We start from the raw sequence: 23,425 nt of genomic DNA on the forward strand, positions 1-23,425 counted from the left end.
GAAAGGCCCTTTTTTGTACTTCAATTACATAAAACCTGCGGTTTTACTCTTTTCTATATAGTAAAGCTTATGGTGCGAAGAAACGTGTTTCTTGCTGAACATGTACTTTTTCACCATCTACTTTAGTCGTCACTTCAATATTAAAATCAGTGACCGTTCTGTGTAGGTCTGCTGGATCAATAGCAATACTAATAGGAAGTGTAAATACCTGACCTGATTCAACAGTGACCGTCTTTGGACCAATCCATTGATAATCCTCAAGCTCAGCAGCACTTAATGTATAAGTGTGTTGCTCTTCAGTCTTATTTAATATCTTTAAAGTAAAAGTATTCTCAATCAAACCATCGACGTTCTCACGATAAAGCTGGTTTCTATCCCGTAAAATGTCAATTCGAATAGGTTTAATATGATCAAAGGCCAGCAAGAACACACCTATCATAGCTACCATGACTAAACCATATCCGATCAGTTTAGGACGGGCTACACGCTCAATTTTGCCTTCTAGTTTGTTTTCAGTTGTGTAACTGATTAAACCTTTTTCATATCCCATTCTATCCATTGTGGTATCACAAGCATCAATACAAGCACCACAGTTGATACATTCATATTGCAGACCATTACGGATATCGATACCTGTAGGACAAACTTGAACACATAAATCACAGTCAATACAGTCGCCTAACCCTAATTTTTTTGGATCAGCTTTGCGTGACCGAGGACCGCGTGATTCTCCGCGCGTTGCATCATAGCCTACTATATAAGTGTTCTTATCAAACATCGCTGATTGGAACCGCGCATATGGACACATGTGAATACACATAATCTCACGCATCCAACCTGCGTTACCGTAGGTAGCAAACATAAAGAACAAGACCCAAAAATAGATCAGTCCAGAAGCTTGTAAGGTAAAGACTTCATAATAGATGTCTGTTGTCGGCACGAAATACGACATAAAAGTCATAGACGTCAGCAAAGAAAATGATAACCAAGCTGTGTGTTTCGCTGTTTTACGCCACAGCTTATTAAAGCTCCATGGCATTTTATCGAGTTTAATACGCTTATTGCGTGAACCTTCTAATTTTTCTTCAAACCATATAAAGATGAAGGTCCAGACCGTTTGAGGACAAGTATAGCCACACCATACCCTTCCAAGATAGGTTGTGACAAAAAACAAGCCAAACGCAGCAATCATTAATAATGCTGCTAGCAAGGTCAAATCTTGTGGCCAAATGGTCAGTGCAAAAATATGAAACTTCTGCTCAGCTAAATTGAAGTAAACCGCTTGGCGATCACCCCATGGTATCCATGGCAGTAGCATGAAGGCCAGCATTGCAATCCAACCCATGCGACGACGAACATTAGTCCATAGCCCTTCAACGGCTCGAACATAAATTTGGTTACTTGGACTAAACTTATCAGCTTTATGTGCATCTGGCTGATGAATTTTAATGCGTTCGCCTTTGGTGTAATCCTTTTTATGCGTTCCTAAACTCATAGTGTTATAACCTAATCCTGCCCGAGTAAAGCAGGGGATAGTTCTTAGAGATCTCCATTATACCTTTAAAAATTAGGGGCATTCACCCACGTAGATCAAACTTTACTCACAATAGTTAATTATACAATTGTCATTGTGTCATTGAGACTTATCCGTACTTTTTGTGATTCAAATCCATTTATCCGTTATAGATTAGCCTTGACTAATATAAATGGAACGTAAACTTAACACTGTGTCTTACACCTTATTAACAAGTGTGGATATAATTCTTTCCACTTATTTAATTTTACAACGATCACATTTTACCCGGATCACACATCACAATTATCAATTTGCGCACTCAATCACACATTTTAAATTTATGACACGTCAACCTTGAAAATCTAAATGCCAATCCTTATCATTCGCAAAACTTTTTCATTGGTATAATTGAGATGTTACCTTTCCGTTTGTCTGCACTTGCTTTAGCTTGCAGTTCACTTGCTTATTTCCCTGCTATTGCTGATGAAATTTCATCAGAACAAGCACAGCAAAATATTGAGCGTGTAACTGTTTATGGTCGTCAAAACAAAATCGTGATGGAGTCAGGTTTGGCGACGAAATCAAACATGTCTTTGATGGAGACTCCTGCGGCTGTTGTCATCGTTGATAAAGCATTGATTGAGGCTCAAGGGATCACTGACCTACAAGACCTATTGATTGACATCAGTGGTGTAACTCAAGCAGGTAACAATTATGGTATCGGTGACAATGTTGCGATTCGCGGATTAGGTGCCAACTATACGTATGATGGTATGTACGGTGGCGCAGGACTTGGTAACTCGTTCAACCCAACACGTTCTTTGACTAATGTTGATTCAGTTGAAGTGTTGAAAGGTCCTGCAACGGGTCTTTATGGTATGGGCAGTGCCGGTGGTGTGATCAACTTAATTGAGAAAAAGCCTGAGTTTATTTCAAGCCATTCGTTTACCTCTGAAATTGGCGCTTGGGATACCTACAGCATAAGTGCAGACTCGACGGCAGCAATCACTGACAAATTGGCTTACCGTGTAGTAGCTAAGTCAGCTCGCAGTGACGGTTATCGAGGTTTAGGTACTGATCGAGATGAAATCTATACTTCACTCAAATACCTTATCAGTGATAACCAAGACATCTTATTCACAGCCGCTTATATTGATGATGCTATTGCCGTAGATTCTATCGGTAACCCTATTCGTATTTTTAATTCAGCATCAGTTGGCGGAAAAGCCCCTGAAGATGTCACATGGGAAGACCTGGTTAACGATCCAAATGGTAATGGTCTTCAACTCACTGATGAGCAGCGCAAGCAATTAGCGAACTCATTGAGAAAAGGTGACGGTGTAACTCCATACGATTTGGGTGATACTGGTTTAATCTCTCCGCTTTCGAAAGATAACTCTGGTAAAGAACTGCGTTTTAAAGTGCACCACAATGTATTCTTCAGTGACAACTTATTCTTAAACCAGCAATTACAATATCGTAATTATAAGACTGACTTTACTCGTCAAACCGGTGCCTATAATTATGTTTATTGGGATAGAAGCGGTGTAATTAATGCAGACCCACGAGCACCATTATTAGAAGATGGCGTTCTATACCCGTTTTCAGCTCGTCGCCAAGAGTACCGCCAAGTAAATGCTGATGAAAAATCATGGCAGTACTTTGCTGATTTACGTTATGACTTCCAACTGGGTGAATACAATAACGAATTACTGGTTAACGCCAACTTCGAAGATAGAAGTATTCGCTCTCAACAATATTCCATTTACGATAAAGATAAAATCATCAAAGATAAAACAACGGGTGACGTCATTTATCAAGGACAGTTGGATTATATCTACGATATCCGTAACCCTAATTTTAATGACGGTAAATTTGAAGATTATGATCCACTGCTTACCTCTAACTATGACAAAGGTGTGCAAGCATGGGGCATCGGTGTTCAGCATGTAGGTTATTGGGGCGATCACTTCACCACTCGTGTTGGTGTTGCGTTTAATGAAATTAAACAAACCTACCAGCATCTAGGTGTTGACCCAAGATACAGTTCAAGCCGTGCAGAACCTACATCAGAGGCAGACAATAAAGATAATGGCGTCACTTATAATTTAGGCGTGACTTATTCACCAATGGATAATTTATCTATCTTTGCTAACCACTCTAAAGGGCGAACCGCCTACAGTGTCTTAGGCTCAGTGGTAGATGAAGCGGAAGCAAATCGTGAAGATTCAGAATCAATCAGTAACGACTTAGGTTTCAGAGTCAAAGGTTTTGATGATCAATTACTGGCTTCACTCGTTTTCTTTAAAAGTGCTCGAACAAACTTGCGCTACGGCAACCCTGAATATGATGACCAATTAAACCCTGACGTGCCTGAGTTTTACTATGATGGTAAAGAAGAAACGCAAGGTGTTGAATTGGATTTAAATGCGCAGCTAAACGAGCAATGGATGATCAATGTCAACGGCATGTACCAAGATGCACGAGACAAAAAAGATCCTAATCGTAGCACTTACGATACTCGTCAAAAGGGTGTTCCGTTAGTGACGGCAAGTGCTTGGGTTACTTATAGCGCCGAATGGTTTAAGTTGGATGAGCCATTAAAGCTAAGTTTAGGTGCTCACTTTGTTGATAAGCGCACGGCAGGTTCATCATCATTTGGTGTACCAGATGGTTATGTACCAAGCTACACCGTTGTGAACAGTGCAGTAAGCTATCAATGGAATGATGTATCCATTCAATTGAACATCAATAACTTGTTCAATAAAGATTACTATCAAAAAGCTTTGTTCCTAGGTGGATTACCGGGTGAAGAGCGCAATGCCAAGTTAACGTTAACTTATCAACTTTAAGATAATGTAACTATCAATAAAGCCTCCGCATGGAGGCTTTATCTTTTATCACTTCAAACATTTAACTTATTAGCTCTGCTTTTTATGGTTATTAGGCTGTAAGCATTTACTGCCACAAATTAGAGCAAAAATTCAACTGACACATTGACTATAAAAAAACTCATTGGTAGCTTATTTTATTAGATTGCAAATAGTTAGGATGTATATTTGCCTATATAAAAATCATAACACTAATGGATATAGTCATATGAAAAAACTCCTCATTTGCGCCGCTATAGTTAGCCTAACAGCTTGTAAAAGTACTGACATTAGACGAATTGCTGATTCCGTTTCTGATATAGCCGGTGTCAGTAATGGTAATGTTCCAGTAACGGTATCAGGATCAACTAGAAATCAGTACTCAACAAAGAAAGAGAGTTTTTCTATTTCAAAGGCCACTCGAATGAATAGGGACTTGGGGGTTATTCGCAGTATCAAGGCTGAACAAAACCCAAGGGGATTAACAATGATTAGATTCATACCACTTCATCAAGACAGTGGTGCGGAAATTGAAGCGAATCAGTACTTATATCCTATTTCCGAGAATAATAATTGGTTAGTCGATAAACCCTTTAGAATGTTCAGTTATCAAAAACCTCAAATGCTAAATAGTGGCCGCTATTATCTAAAAGCAAGAGCTTCAAAAGGTGACTTTTACACTACAGGCGAATTAATACTTCAAGCAGGTGTTACCAATGTGGTAACCATCGAAATGCTTTAACTGAGCCTTAAAATCGGTAGGTACTTAAATAATCAGTACCTATCGATATTGCCTTCCAAAAACTCAATAAACAGTTTCACTTTGTAAGACAGCTGACGATTATGTGGATAAAGCGCCCATATGCCTTCTGTTGATTCACGATATCGCTTCAGTACTTCGACCAGATTGCCTTGCTCTAATGCTTGCTGAACGTAATAACCTGGCAGCTGCACCAAGCCTAGCCCTTTAATGGCACTGTCATAGAGTACTTGACCAGAGTTACAGCTCAATCTGCCTTTAATTTGAATGGTTCTCGATTTTCCGTTTTCATTAAAGCGCCAATGGGAAAGCGTTCCAGCCAAGCATTGATGCTGATTAAGCTCAGAAAGTGTATGCGGCTCACCGTGCTTTGTGATGTATTCAGGATGAGCGCAAACATAGAGCTGACGACTAGAAAGCCGCTTAGCTATCATTGAAGAATCACTGAGTTTACCAAGACGAATTGCCACATCCATATTCTGGTCAATCAAATCTAATTGGCGATTGGTGAGGACAAGTTCAACATCCAATTGGGGGTGCAGCAATAAGAAATCATTGATTATCGGACCAATAAATCGCTCACCATATGTCGTTGGAGCGGTGACACGAATCAAGCCTTTCGCTTGTTGTTGCATATCAGTAACGGCTAACTCGGCTTGCTCCAACCCCTCGATGAGCGGCTTACAATTCTGATAATACAGTTTACCCGCATCCGTCAGCGAGACTTTTCTGGTGGTTCTATGCAGTAACTTAACCGACAACGCCGCTTCAAGTATGGCAACTTTACGGCTGACTTTTACTACTGAGACGCCTAATCTCTCTGCGGCTAATGTAAAACTTTGTGTCTCAGCGACGCAAGCGAACTCATTCACACCTTCCCAAATGGCCATGTACTTCTCTCTCATGGTGATTTGCTCTCAATTATTACATATATGAAAGAATCATTTTCAATAAAGGGTGATTATAAAAATAATGATAAAAGTTAGACTTCATGTATGTCGAACTGATGTACAGCCTTAGGCTGATGTAGGAGTACTCCATGGCGTTAAACATTAAACCCAACCAAACCTCAATTAAATCAAAAGCTGCCGTTGCTTGGGCTGCAGGCGAACCACTAAAAATGGAAGAAGTGGATGTCGAACTGCCTAAGGCTGGCGAAGTATTAGTAAGAATCGTCGCAACAGGTGTGTGCCACACTGATGCATTCACTTTGTCGGGTGAAGATCCTGAAGGTATTTTCCCATCGATTCTTGGGCACGAAGGTGGCGGTATTGTTGAAATGGTGGGTGAAGGTGTCACTTCTGTTGCCATCGGCGACCACGTTATTCCACTTTACACCGCTGAATGCGGTAAATGTAAATTTTGTACGTCAGGCAAAACCAACCTTTGCCAAGCAGTACGTGAAACCCAAGGTAAGGGCTTGATGCCTGATGGTACCACTCGCTTCTCTAAAGATGGTCAACCGATTTATCATTACATGGGTTGCTCAACGTTTTCTGAATACACCGTACTGCCTGAAATATCATTAGCCAAGGTAAATAAAACGGCACCGTTAGAAGAAATTTGCTTACTAGGTTGTGGCGTTACCACAGGCATGGGTGCTGTACTTAATACCGCCAAAGTTGAACAAGGTGATACCGTTGCTATTTTCGGCTTAGGCGGTATTGGGCTTTCGGCTATTATTGGCGCAACTATGGCAGGCGCAAGCCGTATCATTGGTATTGATATCAATGACAGTAAATTTGATCTAGCGAAACAATTGGGTGCAACCGACGTCATTAACCCAACTGAATTTGATAAGCCAATCCAAGAAGTGATTGTAGAAATGACCGATGGTGGCGTAGATTATTCCTTTGAGTGTATTGGTAACGTCAACGTGATGCGTCAGGCACTAGAATGTTGTCACAAAGGTTGGGGCGAATCCGTCATTATTGGTGTTGCTGGTGCAGGACAAGAGATCACCACACGTCCGTTCCAATTAGTAACTGGCCGTGTGTGGAAAGGTTCAGCGTTTGGCGGCGTAAAAGGTCGCTCGCAATTGCCTCAAATCGTTGAGCAATATCTTGCAGGTGAATTTGGGCTACAAGAATTTATTACTCACACAATGAGCCTCGATGACGTTAACCATGCCTTTGATTTGATGCATGAAGGCAAGAGCATTCGCAGCGTGATCCATATGGACAAGGATTAACCATGACTTTAGAAAATATCAATCAAGTTAAAGTGGCTGAAGGCTGGCATAAACAATATACACATACTTCATCAGCATTAAACTGCAACATGCGTTTTGCGATATTTTTGCCACCGAATGCCAGTGATGAAAACCCGGTACCCGTGTTGTATTGGTTATCAGGCTTAACTTGCACCGATGAAAACTTCATGCAAAAAGCTGGCGCCTTAAAAGCGGCAGCAGAACTTGGTATCGCCATTGTTGCACCAGATACCAGCCCTCGTGGAGAAGCTGTAGCTGATGATGATAATTACGATTTAGGTCAAGGAGCAGGGTTTTATGTAAATGCCACGCAGGCGCCTTGGGCAGCGCATTATCGAATGTACGATTACATCGTAGATGAATTACCACAATTGATTGAAGCTCACTTTCCTGTGACTCAAGTTAAATCCATAAGTGGTCACAGCATGGGCGGACACGGGGCATTAACTATTGGTCTAAAGAATGCTGAACGTTACCGTTCAATATCTGCATTTAGTCCGATATCGAACCCAACCCAATGCCCTTGGGGACATAAAGCATTCAATGCGTATTTAGGCAGCGATAAAAATGTTTGGAAGCAATATGATGCTTGTGAATTACTGATGCAGTCTCAATCATCATTGCCAATTTTAATCGACCAAGGTGATGCAGATAGCTTTTTGAATGAACAGTTAAAACCAGAAAACCTGATAATAGCGGCTAAAACTCATGATTCGAACATAAAGCTCAGAATGCAGAGTGGCTATGACCACAGCTACTTCTTTATCTCGAGTTTTATTGATGATCACCTGAAGTTTCATTCTCAGTTTTTAGCAAGATAAATACTAAAAAAGCACCTCTCGGTGCTTTTTTTATAGTTTGTAATTCATTTCAATCGATCGCAATAAATATTGAAAACTCGATAACGCAGAACGATCAGTAAACATAATTTTCATGTTTTCATCGACAAAATATTTATCTTTATTCTCAAACAGAAAATCAGCCATTTGCACCTCTGCTTCAACCCGCTTTTTCATAAATTGAATCATGGGCTTTACTGTTCTTTTATAGTCTGCGATTCGATAACTGATCGATGGCCATAAAGCCTCTCTTTGGCCTTTCGTCAGCGCAGAGTTTACTAACTTCACTCTGACTTTTTCATGATGTTCTAATAGAAGATCATCATACTCTGTTAACAGTCCATATAACTGGCTGAGTAAAGATTGATGTTTTTCAAAATATTCGATTTCCCGAATTTTGTGGAGTTTGTTTTGATTTTGATCCCAAATTGGGTTACCCAATTCTAAAATTTGAGTATGTCTGACAAGTAATCCACCAATTGCGGTATCCATTACGGTGATATAACCTTGCAACTGTAATTCATTTACATATTGAGCATAACCCTGTTCAAGCCTTTCTAGCTCTTCCAGCGTTAACAAGTGTCGATTCAATATCTTTTCAGAATCCCTTGTTTGAACAACTAAATTAATATGTTCTTTGATTACCTTTTCGAATGCGAGGGTATACTCACCCATATGCTGCTTTTCTAGTTTAACGTGTTCGCTTTCGAAACATCCCGTTAAAAAAAGAATGAAGATAAAAAAGAATTTTTTATATGTAGGCATAAGTTTGTTTTTAAACATTTTTTTAACAATTTTATCGTAAACAAAAAACAAACTCTACTGGTATTAGGGTAAAGCGTTACTGAAAACAATGAACAACATATAACAGAAGAACTCTTTGAATACACCTAAAAGGGTAATTAATTGAGCTGGGATTGATTAATCTATAGAAATTTTATTAAACGCTATTAGCGAAAAAGAAAGAATTATGGAAAATATTTGAAGGGAAGAGTAAAGCATGACGTAAATGGTGTTAACACCATTTACGTCAACGTTGCTACTTAAAGAGCAACTACGTTTGCAGCTTGAGGACCTTTAGGACCTTGCTCAACGTCGAAAGAAACTTTTTGGCCTTCAGCTAAAGTTTTGAAACCTTCTGAAGCAATAGCACGGAAATGAACGAATACGTCAGCGCCGCCATTGTCTTGAGAGATAAAACCGAAACCTTTATCTTCGTTGAACCATTTTACTGTACCAGTTGTGTTAGTAGACATGTTGTGTCCCTTATATTTAAAAAATTAATAAAATTATCGTAATGATACGATGCACTGAAAAATTGAATTATTTAATGCGACGATAAAGATAAGAAAAATAGAGGATAACAACGAAACGAAGAAATTCTACAGTTTTACTTTTTTACTCATTACTCATTAATAACCCTGCATAACAGAGCGAGGGAAATAATACAGAGGAAAAAAATTTAGTAAAGCTTTTTTGGTACTTTTTTGTTCAGCGCTGATGGTTGTCATAAAGCGACAAATGCTTTACTCACCAGCACTGAACTATCACTAAACATTAAAAATCAATCAATTGCATAAAAAGCTGGGGCTCATAACCCATTTTTATTGTCTAGTTTTTCGTATAAAAATATTATTCGACTGTAACCGATTTTGCTAAATTACGAGGCTGATCCACATCCGTACCTTTAATTAACGCCACATGATATGACAATAATTGCAGAGGGATTGTGTAAATCAAGGGTGCCATGAAGTCATCACAATGCGGTACAGGGATCACTTTCATGGTGTCATCTGACTCAAATTTGGCATTTTTATCGGCAAACACATACATCAGACCACCACGAGCACGCACTTCTTCAACGTTTGAATGCAGCTTTTCTAGCAACTCGTTGTTTGGAGCCACGACAATAACGGGCATATCTGCATCAATCAGCGCAAGTGGACCATGTTTTAGCTCACCAGACGCATACGCTTCAGCGTGAATGTAAGAAATCTCTTTTAACTTCAACGCCCCTTCCATTGCAATCGGATACTGATCGCCACGACCTAAGAACAAAGAATGCTGCTTATCGGCAAAGTCTTCTGCTAGTGATGCAATATCATTATCGAGACTTAGGGCTTGCTCAACTTTAGCAGGTAATGACAATAAGCTTTGACTGATCTGCGCTTGCATCTCCGCTGACATTGTATTGTGCTTACCCAATACAGCCGTCAACATCATTAGCCCAGCTAGCTGTACAGTGAATGCTTTGGTTGATGCTACGCCAATTTCAGCGCCGGCTTTCATCATGTAAGCCATGTCAGATTCACGCACCATAGACGAACCCGGCGCATTACATATCGTCATCGTTGCCTTGTAGCCCATTTCTTTCGCCAGACGCAGTGCTGCTAGCGTATCCGCCGTTTCACCAGACTGTGAAATGGTCACCAGCAGGCTGTTCGGGAACATGTGCGATTTACGGTAGCGGAACTCAGAGGCAATTTCGACATTACACGAAACGCCAGCCCAATCTTCTAACCAGTAGCGTGCCGCCATACCAGCATGGTAACTGGTACCACAAGCAATAATTTGCACGTGCTTAATGTCTTTTAACAGTACTTCAGCGTTATCACCAAATGCCGATGCCAACACTTCTTGGTTTGCGATGCGACCTTCGATAGTGCGAGCTAAAGCCTGTGGTTGCTCGTAAATTTCTTTAAGCATGTAATGGCGATACTCACCTTTATCACCTGCATCGTGCGTCACTTCAGACTCTTTGGCTTCACGCTCTACAGCATTACCGTTGACATCAACAATATTCACTTCAGTTCGAGTGATCTCTGCAACATCACCTTCTTCTAAGAAAGCAAAAGTACGAGTCACTGGTAGCAAGGCAAGTTGATCAGAGGCAACGAAGTTTTCACCAATACCATAACCCACAACTAATGGACTACCAGAACGCGCTACAATCATGCGAGTGCTATCACGACGATCGATCACAACCGTGCCATAAGCACCATCCAACTGTTTTACAGCTGACTGCACAGCAGCCAATAGAGAGTCTTGTGATTTAAGTTCATGATGAACCAAATGACAAATCACCTCAGTATCAGTATCCGATAGGAATTCATAGCCATGTGCTTTAAGCATGCTACGCAACTCATTGTGATTTTCGATAATACCGTTATGGACCACAGCAATATCATCTTGAGAAATATGTGGATGAGCATTACGCTCACTTGGCTCACCATGGGTTGCCCAGCGAGTATGCGCAATACCAGTACCACCAGCCAGTGGCGTTTCAGTTAATGCGTCAGACAACTCTTGTACTTTACCTAAACGGCGAGTACGCCCAAGGTTTTCACCGTCAATAATTGCGACACCCGCAGAGTCATAACCACGGTATTCAAGGCGGCGAAGTCCTTCCACCAAAATGTCCGCAACATCACGTTGTGCTACTGCACCAACAATTCCACACATAATCTTTTCCTAATAATTCAAAATTTAGTCAAGCGATGCAGTTAAAACCTGCACCCCCTGTTGTTGTATTTGTTCCACAGCATCCGCAGCGATATTGTCATCGGTCACCAAAATATCAATGGTGTCCCAGTTCAACTCTAAGTTTGGGATTCGACGGCCGAATTTTTCAGACTCCATCACCACAACCACTTGTCGCGAAACATCTGCCATAACTTTACTGAGGCCAGTGAGTTCATTAAAGGTGGTGGTGCCACGTTGAAGATCGACGCCATCTGCGCCAATAAAAAGCTGATCAAAATCGTAAGAACGCAATACTTGCTCAGCCACTTGCCCTTGGAAGGAGCCTGAATGCGGATCCCACGTTCCACCGGTCATCAATAATGTTGGTTCATTCTCTAACTCATGAATCGCACTTGCGAGCTTCAACGAATTAGTCATGACAATTAATCCCGTTTTGTTACCCAAGCTTGAGATCATACCTTTGGTGGTACTGCCACTGTCGATGATGATGCGGTTATGATCTCGGATCAAGCTCGCCGCTTTATCGGCAATCGCTTGTTTGAGTTGCGAAGGCGTTTCTGTTTTCGTTAGCTCGGAAGGCAGCGCTATCGCACCACCATAGCGACGTAACAATAAACCGTTTTTTTCAAGCTCTGCTAAATCCTTACGAATCGTAACTTCTGATGTTTCAAATTGAGCTGAAAGGGCATCAACCTGCACTTCACCTTGCTCATTGATCAAAGTCACAATCGCATGACGGCGCTGTTGGGTATTACGTCTATTCACTAACGAAACTTAATATCTTACGAAACGAAAGTTAAAGTATATATAAAACGAAACTTATTGCGAGTTTTTTGCACTAAAACTTATTCATCTACGACTAAAAGATTAACAAATCTTCATTATTTAAATTTTAACTTTAGAAATATCATACAAAAAACATTTAATTATCAATAAATAAACAACATGAGTAACTCCGTAGTAGTTTGTACTAATAGCAGTAACGCATTGGAAATTGCTGATAAATTATTAAAGATGCAGGAACCAGAATTACAATACAGTGGCCCTCTTCAGCACTGCACTGTTGCTATACATCAAGATGGTGAGGTTTGGCGTGTTACCCCTCCTAAAATGAATACACAACAACTACAAACAAAATTCCATAGAAGAGCAAACAAACCAGATAGCACTTCTACAAAAGAGACTGTTGATCTTGAGTTAGTATCAAAGCCTGTTAGCGAAAGGTTTGAAGTCAGCGGAACCTCTAGTATTCACTCTGGTTTAAGTCAGAGCTCTACTGAAGATGCATCAACAAAAGAAGTTAAGGGTGATGCAGAAAATGAAATGGAACGTACTTCCCCTGCAACTCAAGAGGGCTTAAAACTATCATCAACTTTACCCCCTGATTTTTTTCAGCAAGTAGAACAAGCTTTAAACTCTGGATATAACTGGCTGAAATTTGTAGAAGGTGGACAAAGGAGCATCAAAAAGCCACTAATTTCCACGGGAAGTATTGAAAAGTTACCGAAGAAAGCTCAAAACAAACTTTTACATTATGCAGTAAAAAATAATGAACTTGAGTTATTTAAAGCCTTAACAAGAGACAAAACTAAAGATGAATTAGAACAGCTAGTGATAGCCACGGAAAATTCAGAGCAAAGTATCCCTCTTTATCACGCTACTGTTGGCTCACAGGCTTTAGGTATCATTGATTATTTAATAGAGCAAGGATGTGACTTCACTCAAGTACAAAATTCAGAGGGCTTAACTCCGTTTGTTTATGCTGTTACTCACGGTCACACCAAATCATTAACGAAACTGCTCAAATTAGAGGTAGACACCCCTGAAAAGGCTTCTTTGAAGCTTGGACAATCTGTATTGATTTTGGCTATCAACAATAATGATTCCACTACTGCAGAATTATTAATTAATGCCGGTGCAAATGTAGATCAACTATGCATGAAAGAAACATCAACTTTATTAAAGTATGCCATTTTAAAAAATAAAACTGATGTTATCTCTCTTCTTATCAGCCGTTCAAAAAACTTAGATCACGAAGATACAAATGGAAAGCATAAAGGCTGCTCAGCGTTTGAACTTGCCGCCAAGCTAGGACAACTCGCAACCTTAGATTTACTTATCGCCGAAACCCCTGAATTAGCAGGACAGTTTACAACAAAAATTAGGCAACAACTGGGAGAAGGAGAACACAGTTTTGATCAAGTTAAAAAGGCTTCTGAGCATCATTGTTCACATATATTAAAACTTCTATTAGGCCGTGTACCACTCAACCCTAGCAGAGTCGAAGAGATAGAAATTCATCGATTAGTGCAAAGTAATTACAATAATTCAAGTATTTGTAAAGATATAGACCGTTTAATTAGCGATAAGGTCGATTTGAATTTTAAAAATGCAGAAGGCTTTACACCGCTGCAAATGGCCATAAAAAATAACAATATTCATGCAGCAAAAGAGTTAATAAAGCATGGAGCTGATATAAAAGAAATAACCTGCAAAGAGCTAAAGGATGGAAAACAAATAGAGTTAAACACCATAGGCCTAGCGTGTTATTTAGGACGTACTGAGCTCGCTCAACTTATCATTGAACACCTGAAAGAAAATGGCGGTTTCGATATAAATTCAGCAAGAGAAGGAACATGGCAAACTCCAATGATATTAGCAGTACGTGGTAACCATCTTGAGTTAGTAAAATTTTTGCATGTACATGACGCAAAGATCCACGAGCCTTGTACCAGTGCAACCACTTTCACTCCGATAATGTTAGCTATCGATTATGAATATAAAGAAATGGCTTTATGGATGATAGAGCAAACAAAAGAGTATGAGTACAAGAATCAATATGAAAACTATGAAGGTTTCACCTGTTTAGATTGTGCAGCGGCAAAAAAGCAATTCGAGATTTTTGATAAACTTTTAGAAAAAGGCGCACAACTTGATAATTCGAAACATGAACGAGAAAACCTACAAAAACTAGGCTGGGGAGAACACAATTTTGACATACTCACACAAGCCTCTGCACATCAGTGCCCACAAATAATTGCACTCATTATCAAGCGCCAGCCACAAGAAAACTGCAGAGTTGAAGAACTGGAGTTACATAGACTCACACATGCAACATTCAATAACCCTGCAACATGCCATCAAATTAAACAGCTGACTAAAGAAGGAAAAGTGGATGTAAACTTCAAAAATGCTGATGGTTTCACACCACTGCAAATGGCCATTAAAAATAATAATATAAATGCAGCTAAAGCACTCGTAGAAGCAGGTGCAGATATTCTAGAAATAACCTGTAAGGGAGCAACACGCACTTGTGATCATACTTTAAACTCTCTTATTTTGGCCTGTTCACTCGAGCAAATTGAAATAGTCAAAATATTAATTTTTCATTTAAAGCAAGCACCCGGCGGTTTCAATTTAAATGTTGCCAGAAAAGGTACTTGGCACACACCAATGTTAATAGCAGTGCGATGTAATAACCTTAAACTTGTAAAGTTTCTATATGAACAAGGAGCAACAGTTCATGAAAATTGCAATAATCAAACCTCTTATACTCCGATTAAGCTATCCATTCACTTTAAACAAAAAGAAATGACTCGCTGGATGATGGGTCAAACAACAGATTACGAACATAAACATAGAAGCGGTGATGAGGAAGGATATACCTGCTTAGACTTTGCAGCTAAAACACAACAATTCGATATTTTTAATGAACTTTTAGCAAAAGAAGCTGACCTCGATAATTCAAAATATAAAAGAGATAATTTACAAAAACTGGGGTGGGGAACACATGACTTTAATATACTCACAAGGGCTTCAACTCACCAGTGTTACCATATTGTAGAGGTCATTATTGAACGCAAACCTGATGAAAGTGGTGTGGTAGCCGAACTCGAGCTTCACCGTTTAGCTTCAAATGAATATGATAACTCTACTGTGCCGCATGATATCAATAGAGCACTCAAACAGAAGCCTAATATTAATTTTAAAAATACTGAAGGTAATACGCCCCTACAAGCCGCCATTAAAAATAATAACCTTAATGCTGCATTAGCCTTAATTAAGGTTAATGCAGATCTAAATTCGGTAATAAATAATAAAGGTCAGACCGCTTTAATGCTCGCATGTGAGGTAGGAAACTACGAAATCGTTAAGCCAATACTAACAAAGGTTTTAAAAGACACTCAAATATCAGCTCTTGAGGAGCAAGCTGATAATGATGGGTTTGGTTTGGTTGCAACTGCCGCCCGACATGGTCACTTACCTATATTAAAGCTATTGAGTCAACATCAAGCATCTCTTGAAATGGAATGTGCTGGTGACCATAACACACCTTTAAAACTGTCAATTGCTAATGAGCATGAAGAAACAGCACTCTGGCTTATTGAGCAACTCGCATTCAATCACACAGAAGCTATTGAACCTGAAGGGGAGGATGAAGGAGAAGGTGCATCCGAACAAATAATATCTTTGACATTTGAGCCTACAGGGAAACTCGATCATAAAAGCTCCCAAGGTAAATATATTGGCTATACCGCACTTGATACTGCAGCACAAAGAAAAAGCTTACCAATCGTTGAAAGACTACTCGTTTCAGGAGCTGACAGAAAACAGTGTAAAACTCAAATTTTTGAAAAATTAGGGTTTGGTCAAAATGATTATGATGTATTAAAAAATGCTACTGAGAACCGATGTGCGATAATCGTTAAAGCATGCATTGATCGTGAGCCTAACCCCAATTTTACAATTGAAGAGTTGGAGCTGCACAGACTTATTGAATACGATAATCCATATACTGCAAGTCTCATCAGCAAACACGCAGATGTACTAGGTGTTAACGTTAATTTAAAAAATGCTGGCGGGAATACGCCCTTACAAGCAGCAATAAAAGCTTCAAACGTCCATGCAGTAGAAGCTCTGATTAAAGCACCTGGTGTTGATTTGGAGTTAAAAAATGCAAATGGGGATACGCCCTTACAAGCGGCAATCAAAGCTTCAAACGTTCATGCAGCAAAAGCACTCATTGAAGCTGGAGCAGACCTAAGCACCATAAAAGATGATCAAGGAAGATCTTCTTTTGCAATTGCTTGTATGTGGGGACCTGAAGAAGTAGTAGAGCTATTCATTAAAAAGCTACAAAAAAATTCTTCTTTTGATATCAACGCACAACTTTTAGATAATTGGTATACCCCCATGGGGCTTGCTGCCAACAATAATCAAGTTTCTGTTGCCAAAGTATTAAAAAAATATGGAGCAACAGTAAATGCACCTTGTAGTAACCCTTTAAATTCACCAATAAAAATAGCTATACATAAGCAGAAAAATGACGTTGCTATGTGGTTAATATCACAAGCAACAGAAGATGAACTGAATGCATCCAACACCGCTTCTACTGAACATTCTGAATTTCAGTTCACTGCTCTCGATTATGCAGCTAAAAACAAGGACTATAAATTAGTAGATAAACTTTACCAACATGGAGCAACACAAGCAAAAACGGATGTATTAACTCTATTGGATTGGGGAAAAAGTGATTACACAAGACTTCAACAAGCTTCTGAACATCAACACTTACACATAATGCAACATATATTAAAAAGAAAGTTAACATCAGCACATCATATCGAAGAATTAGAACTGCATGAGATAGCCGCAAAAAATGAACGCCCTTCTCGCTCTCTATTAAGTAGACTAAAAAAATCAGGTGTGAACCTAGAGTTTGTAGATGATGAAGGTTATACGCCTTTAAATCGCGCTGTAGAAAATGGACATTTAAAAGCCGTCAACGCTTTACTCGAATTAGGCGCTAAACCCGATTGCTGTGAGAATGACCTCAATAAAAATGCTTTTCAAACTGCTGCATTTCGAGATCGCCGTGCAGAATTAGAAGCTCTATTAAGCAAGTTTGACGGCGATATTGAAGCTGCCAAACCATCTGATGGTTCGGGGTGGACAACCTTCGCATTAGCCATTCATGAAGGCAATATTGAAATTGCTAAAATTTTAATAAAGCACAATAAAGACCTACTCAATAATTTTGAAAAAGGTGACTTAACACATTTAATGCTTGCTTTGAGTAGGAAACAACCAAAGTTTGCATCTTGGCTTATTGCACAGGGAGTCGATACTTTAAAGCAAAATAGCCAAGGGCAAACAGTGGTTCATTGGATGATAGATAACGACGAATTAGACCTTTTAGAATTAGTTATTATGGCTGAAAGAGAGCAACACTTAAACAGTAACAATCAAACACCTGAAGAATATGCTCGCACAAAAGGTAAAGTAGATTTAGCCGAACGAATATCGAAAATAAAGAAACCATCAAGAAGCGAAGAATTTATATTAATTGATAAAGAAGGTGCAGAAGAGATGGCTACTGTTCAAGCCACTTGATGGAGGCGAGTAATCGCCTTCATCTACAGAAACTCTATTTTTTTACTGGTCGCTTCCAGCCATTAAGATTTCGCTGCTTACCACGAGCAACGGCCAGCTGTTCATCTTCAACTTTAGAGGTTACAACTGAGCCAGCTCCAATAGTGGCCATCTTACCAATTTCAACTGGCGCCACCAGCGATGAATTTGAACCAATAAATGCACCATCATCAATTTGAGTCAGCGACTTGTTCACACCATCGTAATTACAGGTGATGGTACCCGCACCGATATTTACTTTTTCGCCAATCTTAGCATCACCAAGATAAGTGAGGTGGCCTGCTTTGGAGCCTTTACCCAACACGGACTTTTTCATTTCAACAAAGTTGCCAACATGCGCATCTTGTTTTAATTCAGCTCCTGGACGTAAGCGTGCAAACGGGCCTGCACTGGCATCTTCACCAACAATGGCATTTTCAACGATTGAATACGGTTTAATTATCGCATTATCAGCAATAGTACTGTTAATAATGATAGCCCCAGCTCCGATATCCACGTTATTACCAAGCTTAACATTACCCTCAAAGACCGTATTCACATCGATCATCACATCCATACCCACTTCAACATTACCACGAATATCAATACGATTTGGGTCACGCAAATTTGCACCTGCAAGCATCAATGTTTCTGCTTCACGAATTTGATATGCTCGTTCTAGTTGAGCCAGTTGCACTCGATTATTAGCGCCTTCAACTTCAATCGCTGATTGTGGTTGAGCGGTAGTGATTTCAACACCGTCACGATACGCCATAGCAATTACATCTGTTAAATAGTATTCGCCTTGAGCATTATCTGAAGAAAGCTGTCCCAGCCAACTTTTCAGTTGCTTACCTGGCAGCGCCATAATGCCTGTATTCACTTCTTGAATAGAAAGTTGCTCTGCATTAGCGTCTTTTTGTTCAACAATACCAACTACTTTACCGCTTTCACGCACAATACGGCCATAACCAGTAGGGTCTACCAAATTAACGGTTAAAATTGCTAATCCATTGTCTGACTTCGCATTAAGTAACGTTTCAAGCGTAGACGTTTGAATGAGAGGAACATCACCATACAACACAAGTACCGTGTCTTCATCAGCAATATGATCATTGGCTTGAGCAACGGCATGCCCTGTTCCCAACTGCTCTGCCTGTAATACCCAGTTAAGCCCTTCATCTTGTACTCGAGCTTGCAATTTATCGCCACCATAACCGTAAACAAGATTAATGGTCTCACTTCCTAAGCTTTTGGCGGTATCAATAACATGCTCAACCATCGTTTTATGAGCAATAGGGTGCAGAACTTTAGGGAGATCTGAGCGCATTCGGGTACCTTTTCCCGCCGCTAAGATCACGACATTTAACGCCATCATCATATCCTTTTTGAAAATCTAAAGGGATTTTACAAGAATAGGAGTAGATCGGCACGTAAAAGATTTTGGTGAAGCGGGGGGTAATTCTATTGAGTCATGCTCTTTGCTTTCAAATGGTAACGATTCACTTCGATTTGAATCAGCAATTGAAATAGAACGAACGGGATTAACAACGGCTTTATTAGACTCTGCTTTTTGTGCTACATCTTCTCGTAGCCGTTTTAAACTATTTATTTCACTTCTGTATTCACTTTCCACCTTTGCTAACTGATTATAAAAAGTTCTTTTATCTTCCAATTGTTTTTTGGCTTCTTGGTAATCATCAGGTAATTGAGCTTGAGGCCAAAGCTGAAAAATGGGGTAAGGAATATGTATAAAGCTAGAAAACCTTTGTGCACGTGTGCGTGCGGTATCGTCATTTGATCCTAAATTTTTTGCGATTGCATACGCACCATTTGCTGACGAATTTTCAGCAAAAGGTAAACCATCACCACCATATTTAATCGATTGCCAATGAAATAAAGCACAGCCTGTATCTGCGATAGAAATACTCAACATTCCTATTGTTAAAAATGCTAAAGGTCCAATGATACCTCCAGAACTAATGGTACCAAACACTGCCATTGATGCACCAACTAAGAGTAAAGCACTCGTTGCAAGCTTTTCCCAGAAGCGCTTCTTAGCAACATTGATTTCAGCTTTTTTTAATTGCCTTTGTGCTTTCAATAAGTATTCTTTTGTACTCTCAAGTATCTGTTTGCATTCTTCGAGCTCTTCGATTGCAGGCTCTAGCGGTACATCATTCAAATCAAAATTACATGCTTCAACTTTTTTTTCAAAGGCTTTGGTCGTAGCTTCTAGTTTTGATTCAATCTCGTTTTCTAGCTGGATAATACTGTTTTCAAGCTTTAAACATTCATCTTTAAATCTATTTACTTCTTCGATCAATTCGGTCGACTTTTTCGGATTGTTAATCGCAAAATCTAAACCTGCCCCTGGTGCACCAAAAGTTAAATTGGCAACGGTTAAAATAACTCGTTTGGGAATAGATATTCTCCTAGCCCAAGTAAATGCGGTTTCATCTTCAATACCACAAGATTTCATTAAATAAAAAGCAATATTACCGATAGAGTCAGCACCTAAAACTAAGCCTTCACTGGTTTCGCTTTTATTTTTTAAACGCCAATCAATTAAAGCGGTTATTGAATCAGCTGCAAATAATAATGCAACAGCTCCAACAATAACCCCAATAGCAATAGGTAACGCTGCACCGCCGCTCGCAACAATTGAGCCGATAGATAAGCCAACGCCTAACATAACAAATGGGATAGCAACCATTCTGAACAAAAAGCTTTTTCGAGCAATATCAACTCTATTTTTTTTAGCTTCTTCAAAATTGGTCTGAGCCGACTCAGTGGTAACTTCTTTAGTTTTTTCAATAGAAGGATGAGGGTTCACTGCTGGTGCTAGAGGCACTGAAGCTTGAAAATTACGTTTATGGCTATCTACATCAACCCTGTTGACTTCAGTTTTACAGGTTTCAGAAACGTGTGTTTCAGCGCCTGTTGAATAGGGGTAAAGATATGAACCATCATAAGGCTGATAGCATGCAGGTAAACACATACATGAACTCCAAACAAACATCGTTTGAATGAAGTCCCGCATTCAATACAGATATAAAAAAGGAAAGCCGTTCCTGACTTTCCTATTATTTTAACTAACTATTTTGTATACAGAAAACACTACCTTGCATTAACTCTTTTACCGTCAGTTTGTATTCAGGCAGAGAGTTTAAATTTCGCGACCAATTGACTTAACGAGTCCACTTTATTTGAAAGTTGCCTTGTCTCTTGTGCCGCTTCAGTCGTGGTAGCCAATGATTGACCTGTAACTCGAGCAATGGCATCCATATTTTCAGCGACCTCGCCAGAAACAGCAGACTGCTCTTCACCTACTGTAGCGATAGATTGAATATTCTCGGCAACATTTTGTGCATTTGCCACAATTTCATTGAGCGCACCGCCTGCTTCTTCGGCTAGCTCAACCCCTTGCTGTACTTGCTCAATGCTGGAATCCATTTGATGAATAACCTGTTCTGTTTGTTTCTGCATTGCACTAATGGTCGATTTAATCTCTTCTGTTGCAACAACAGTGCGTTGAGCCAGCTGCCTTACTTCATCGGCCACGACCGAAAATCCTCGACCATACTCACCGGCACGAGCTGCCTCAATAGCGGCATTAAGCGCAAGTAAGTTAGTCTGATCTGCAATACTGCTAATCACCGTTACGATAGAGCCAATTTCTTCACCACGGCTACCCAGCTCTTTCACTGAAGAAGTGACATCAACAACAACGCCATCTATCTTCTGCATGCTAGTAATGGTCTTATCAACAACAGATTGACCTCGAGTGGCGACCTCTTCAGTTTGTACTGCGCCATCAGCTGCCCCCATACTGCTTTGTGCGACATCACGAATCGATGCCGACATTTCTTCAATGGCAGCAGAAACCATATCCGCTTGTTGACTTTGCTCTTCCATATTCTTCGCAATGCGATTATTGGCTTCAGTAAGCTGTTCACTGCCCTCTGCAACTTGATACATGGCATTATTGACTTCACTGATCAACTCATTGAGCGAACCAGACATTTTATTCACAACTAATGTTAATTCCCCCAGCTCATCTTGGCTTTCAACCCGCAGTGGCTTACCACTTAAATCACCATTTGCTACCGCTTGAGTACGTTCAAGAATTTGATTGAGCCCAGTAGATATTTTCTTTGATATCACGGTAGCAATAATCGCAGACACACCAATAGCAATCAAAGTTGAAATAAATTGTGCCCAAAAAGTCGTTACTTCTACCTCTTTAACGCGCTCAAGATCTTCTTTAACAAGTTTTTCTTGAGAGGTTTTAATGTCAGCTAATAATGACTTTATCTTACTCGCCCTTGGTTGAGCTTCAGAAGCCAGTAAATAATTCGCTCTATTCCAATCATCTGTACTACGCAAATCTAAAATTTTATTTGGTAACGGAGAAAAGCTGTTGCGATGCTTTTTGAAAATTGACCAATTTTGGTTTTGCTCTGGTGAAAATAAAGTTTGTTGTGCAACAACATTTTGAAATAATTCGTTATGGTGTTTCCATTCTTTATTAAAGCTATTTTTATATTTATCCGTGCCTGACAGTAAATATGAACGAACATGAGCCAGCGATAATTCCAATGAGTCACGTAAATCAGCAATATCTTTCATTAACATTTTACGCGTAGGAGTCGCTGGCATTTGCGCTTCTAAATCGAGCAAAGATGTCAACGATGCCAGTTTTCGCTCAGCTAGAGGCATCGCTTCTTCCGTCAATAACGAGTATGAAGGGATATTACTTTTATCGTGAGCAACCATCTCTATTTGAGCTTGAGAGTCTTTGAACTCGTTAACCAGCAACTTAACTTGTTGGAGTTTATTTTTATCTACCGTATTTTCCCAATTTACAGAAAACCGCTGAATATCTTTTAATGCACGTTCAATTTCGCTCCATGATTGCTGACGGCTCAACTTCATTTTGTCACCAACTTCAGGGTCACTACCTAAAATCATGTAACCACGCAATGATGCCAATGAGTCATTAATTCCATTTAATAACTTCCAACCACTGATCTTAGTAGGAAAACGCATATCAACCAATTGATGCTCTAAATCTTGCATACGTTTGATTTGAATGTGACTGACAAAAGCATTAATGATAAGAAATAGAACGACTGCAGAAAAACCCAATCCGAGTTTTTTTCCGATGGTAAGCTTCATTGTTAAATCCTTTTATACAAACAGCTAAAGCGGTATCAGCTATTGAGTATAGTCGAGATAAAAATAAAGGCTAAATAACCTGAATAGGGGATGATATTGTAGAGGTTCTATTAAGGTTTGCTTATCCTAACCTTAGGTCAAAAAATTAAGGGC

14 protein-coding genes are annotated in these 23,425 nt (G+C 39.6%); 5 read left to right on the forward strand and 9 right to left on the reverse strand.

Features of this window, described 5'->3' with window-relative positions; translation table 11 throughout:
* Positions 1-67 precede the first annotated feature (67 nt).
* A complete protein-coding gene (ccoG, locus tag AC1EU2_RS16745) occupies positions 68-1,495 on the reverse strand; it encodes a cytochrome c oxidase accessory protein CcoG (protein WP_480299412.1) in 1,428 nt (475 codons plus the stop codon).
* Positions 1,496-1,929: 434 nt separating this feature from the next.
* Here ccoG and AC1EU2_RS16750 point away from each other — a divergent pair, with 434 nt between their 5' ends.
* On the forward strand, positions 1,930-4,368 hold the full coding sequence (locus AC1EU2_RS16750) for a TonB-dependent receptor (protein ID WP_480299413.1): 2,439 nt from the start codon (positions 1,930-1,932) through the stop codon (positions 4,366-4,368).
* 247 nt (positions 4,369-4,615) lie between these two features.
* Positions 4,616-5,128: a hypothetical protein gene (locus AC1EU2_RS16755; RefSeq protein ID WP_480299414.1), complete on the forward strand. Its 513-nt coding sequence runs from the start codon at positions 4,616-4,618 to the stop codon at positions 5,126-5,128.
* A 32-nt stretch (positions 5,129-5,160) separates the two neighbouring features.
* Here AC1EU2_RS16755 and AC1EU2_RS16760 read toward each other — a convergent pair whose 3' ends face one another.
* A complete protein-coding gene (locus AC1EU2_RS16760) occupies positions 5,161-6,036 on the reverse strand; it encodes a LysR substrate-binding domain-containing protein (RefSeq protein ID WP_480299415.1) in 876 nt (291 codons plus the stop codon).
* 149 nt (positions 6,037-6,185) lie between these two features.
* On the opposite strand from AC1EU2_RS16760, the gene AC1EU2_RS16765 reads away from it, so the two are divergent.
* Both AC1EU2_RS16765 and fghA read left to right on the forward strand, forming a co-directional pair.
* Complete coding sequence (locus AC1EU2_RS16765) at positions 6,186-7,337, forward strand: S-(hydroxymethyl)glutathione dehydrogenase/class III alcohol dehydrogenase (RefSeq protein WP_480299416.1); 1,152 nt, start codon at positions 6,186-6,188, stop codon at positions 7,335-7,337.
* A gap of 2 nt (positions 7,338-7,339) precedes the next feature.
* Positions 7,340-8,179, forward strand: a complete 840-nt coding sequence (gene fghA, locus AC1EU2_RS16770) for an S-formylglutathione hydrolase (protein ID WP_480299417.1) — start codon at positions 7,340-7,342, stop codon at positions 8,177-8,179.
* A gap of 30 nt (positions 8,180-8,209) precedes the next feature.
* On the opposite strand, the gene AC1EU2_RS16775 is transcribed toward fghA, so the two are convergent.
* The 4 genes from AC1EU2_RS16775 to AC1EU2_RS16790 all read right to left on the reverse strand — a co-directional run bounded on the left by AC1EU2_RS16775 (position 8,210) and on the right by AC1EU2_RS16790 (position 12,445).
* Positions 8,210-9,013 (reverse strand): hypothetical protein, encoded by an 804-nt coding sequence (locus AC1EU2_RS16775; RefSeq protein WP_480299418.1) that lies wholly within the window; start codon positions 9,011-9,013, stop codon positions 8,210-8,212.
* Positions 9,014-9,240: 227 nt separating this feature from the next.
* Positions 9,241-9,453 (reverse strand): transcription antiterminator/RNA stability regulator CspE, encoded by a 213-nt coding sequence (cspE, locus tag AC1EU2_RS16780; protein ID WP_129945244.1) that lies wholly within the window; start codon positions 9,451-9,453, stop codon positions 9,241-9,243.
* A gap of 376 nt (positions 9,454-9,829) precedes the next feature.
* Positions 9,830-11,659 (reverse strand): glutamine--fructose-6-phosphate transaminase (isomerizing), encoded by a 1,830-nt coding sequence (gene glmS, locus AC1EU2_RS16785; RefSeq protein WP_480299419.1) that lies wholly within the window; start codon positions 11,657-11,659, stop codon positions 9,830-9,832.
* A gap of 24 nt (positions 11,660-11,683) precedes the next feature.
* Positions 11,684-12,445: a DeoR/GlpR family DNA-binding transcription regulator gene (locus tag AC1EU2_RS16790; RefSeq protein WP_480299420.1), complete on the reverse strand. Its 762-nt coding sequence runs from the start codon at positions 12,443-12,445 to the stop codon at positions 11,684-11,686.
* A gap of 180 nt (positions 12,446-12,625) precedes the next feature.
* Between AC1EU2_RS16790 and AC1EU2_RS16795 the strand changes: the two genes are divergently transcribed.
* A complete protein-coding gene (locus AC1EU2_RS16795; protein ID WP_480299421.1) occupies positions 12,626-18,073 on the forward strand; it encodes an ankyrin repeat domain-containing protein in 5,448 nt (1,815 codons plus the stop codon).
* A gap of 34 nt (positions 18,074-18,107) precedes the next feature.
* Here AC1EU2_RS16795 and glmU read toward each other — a convergent pair whose 3' ends face one another.
* The 3 genes from glmU to AC1EU2_RS16810 all read right to left on the reverse strand — a co-directional run bounded on the left by glmU (position 18,108) and on the right by AC1EU2_RS16810 (position 23,272).
* Positions 18,108-19,466 (reverse strand): bifunctional UDP-N-acetylglucosamine diphosphorylase/glucosamine-1-phosphate N-acetyltransferase GlmU, encoded by a 1,359-nt coding sequence (glmU, locus tag AC1EU2_RS16800; RefSeq protein WP_480299422.1) that lies wholly within the window; start codon positions 19,464-19,466, stop codon positions 18,108-18,110.
* A 21-nt stretch (positions 19,467-19,487) separates the two neighbouring features.
* A complete protein-coding gene (locus AC1EU2_RS16805) occupies positions 19,488-21,092 on the reverse strand; it encodes a hypothetical protein (protein ID WP_480299423.1) in 1,605 nt (534 codons plus the stop codon).
* Between the two features lie 155 nt (positions 21,093-21,247).
* On the reverse strand, positions 21,248-23,272 hold the full coding sequence (locus AC1EU2_RS16810; RefSeq protein ID WP_480299424.1) for a HAMP domain-containing methyl-accepting chemotaxis protein: 2,025 nt from the start codon (positions 23,270-23,272) through the stop codon (positions 21,248-21,250).
* Positions 23,273-23,425: the final 153 nt, after the last annotated feature.

It is taken from the genome of Parashewanella sp. 2304DJ23-3 (genome assembly GCF_056591695.1).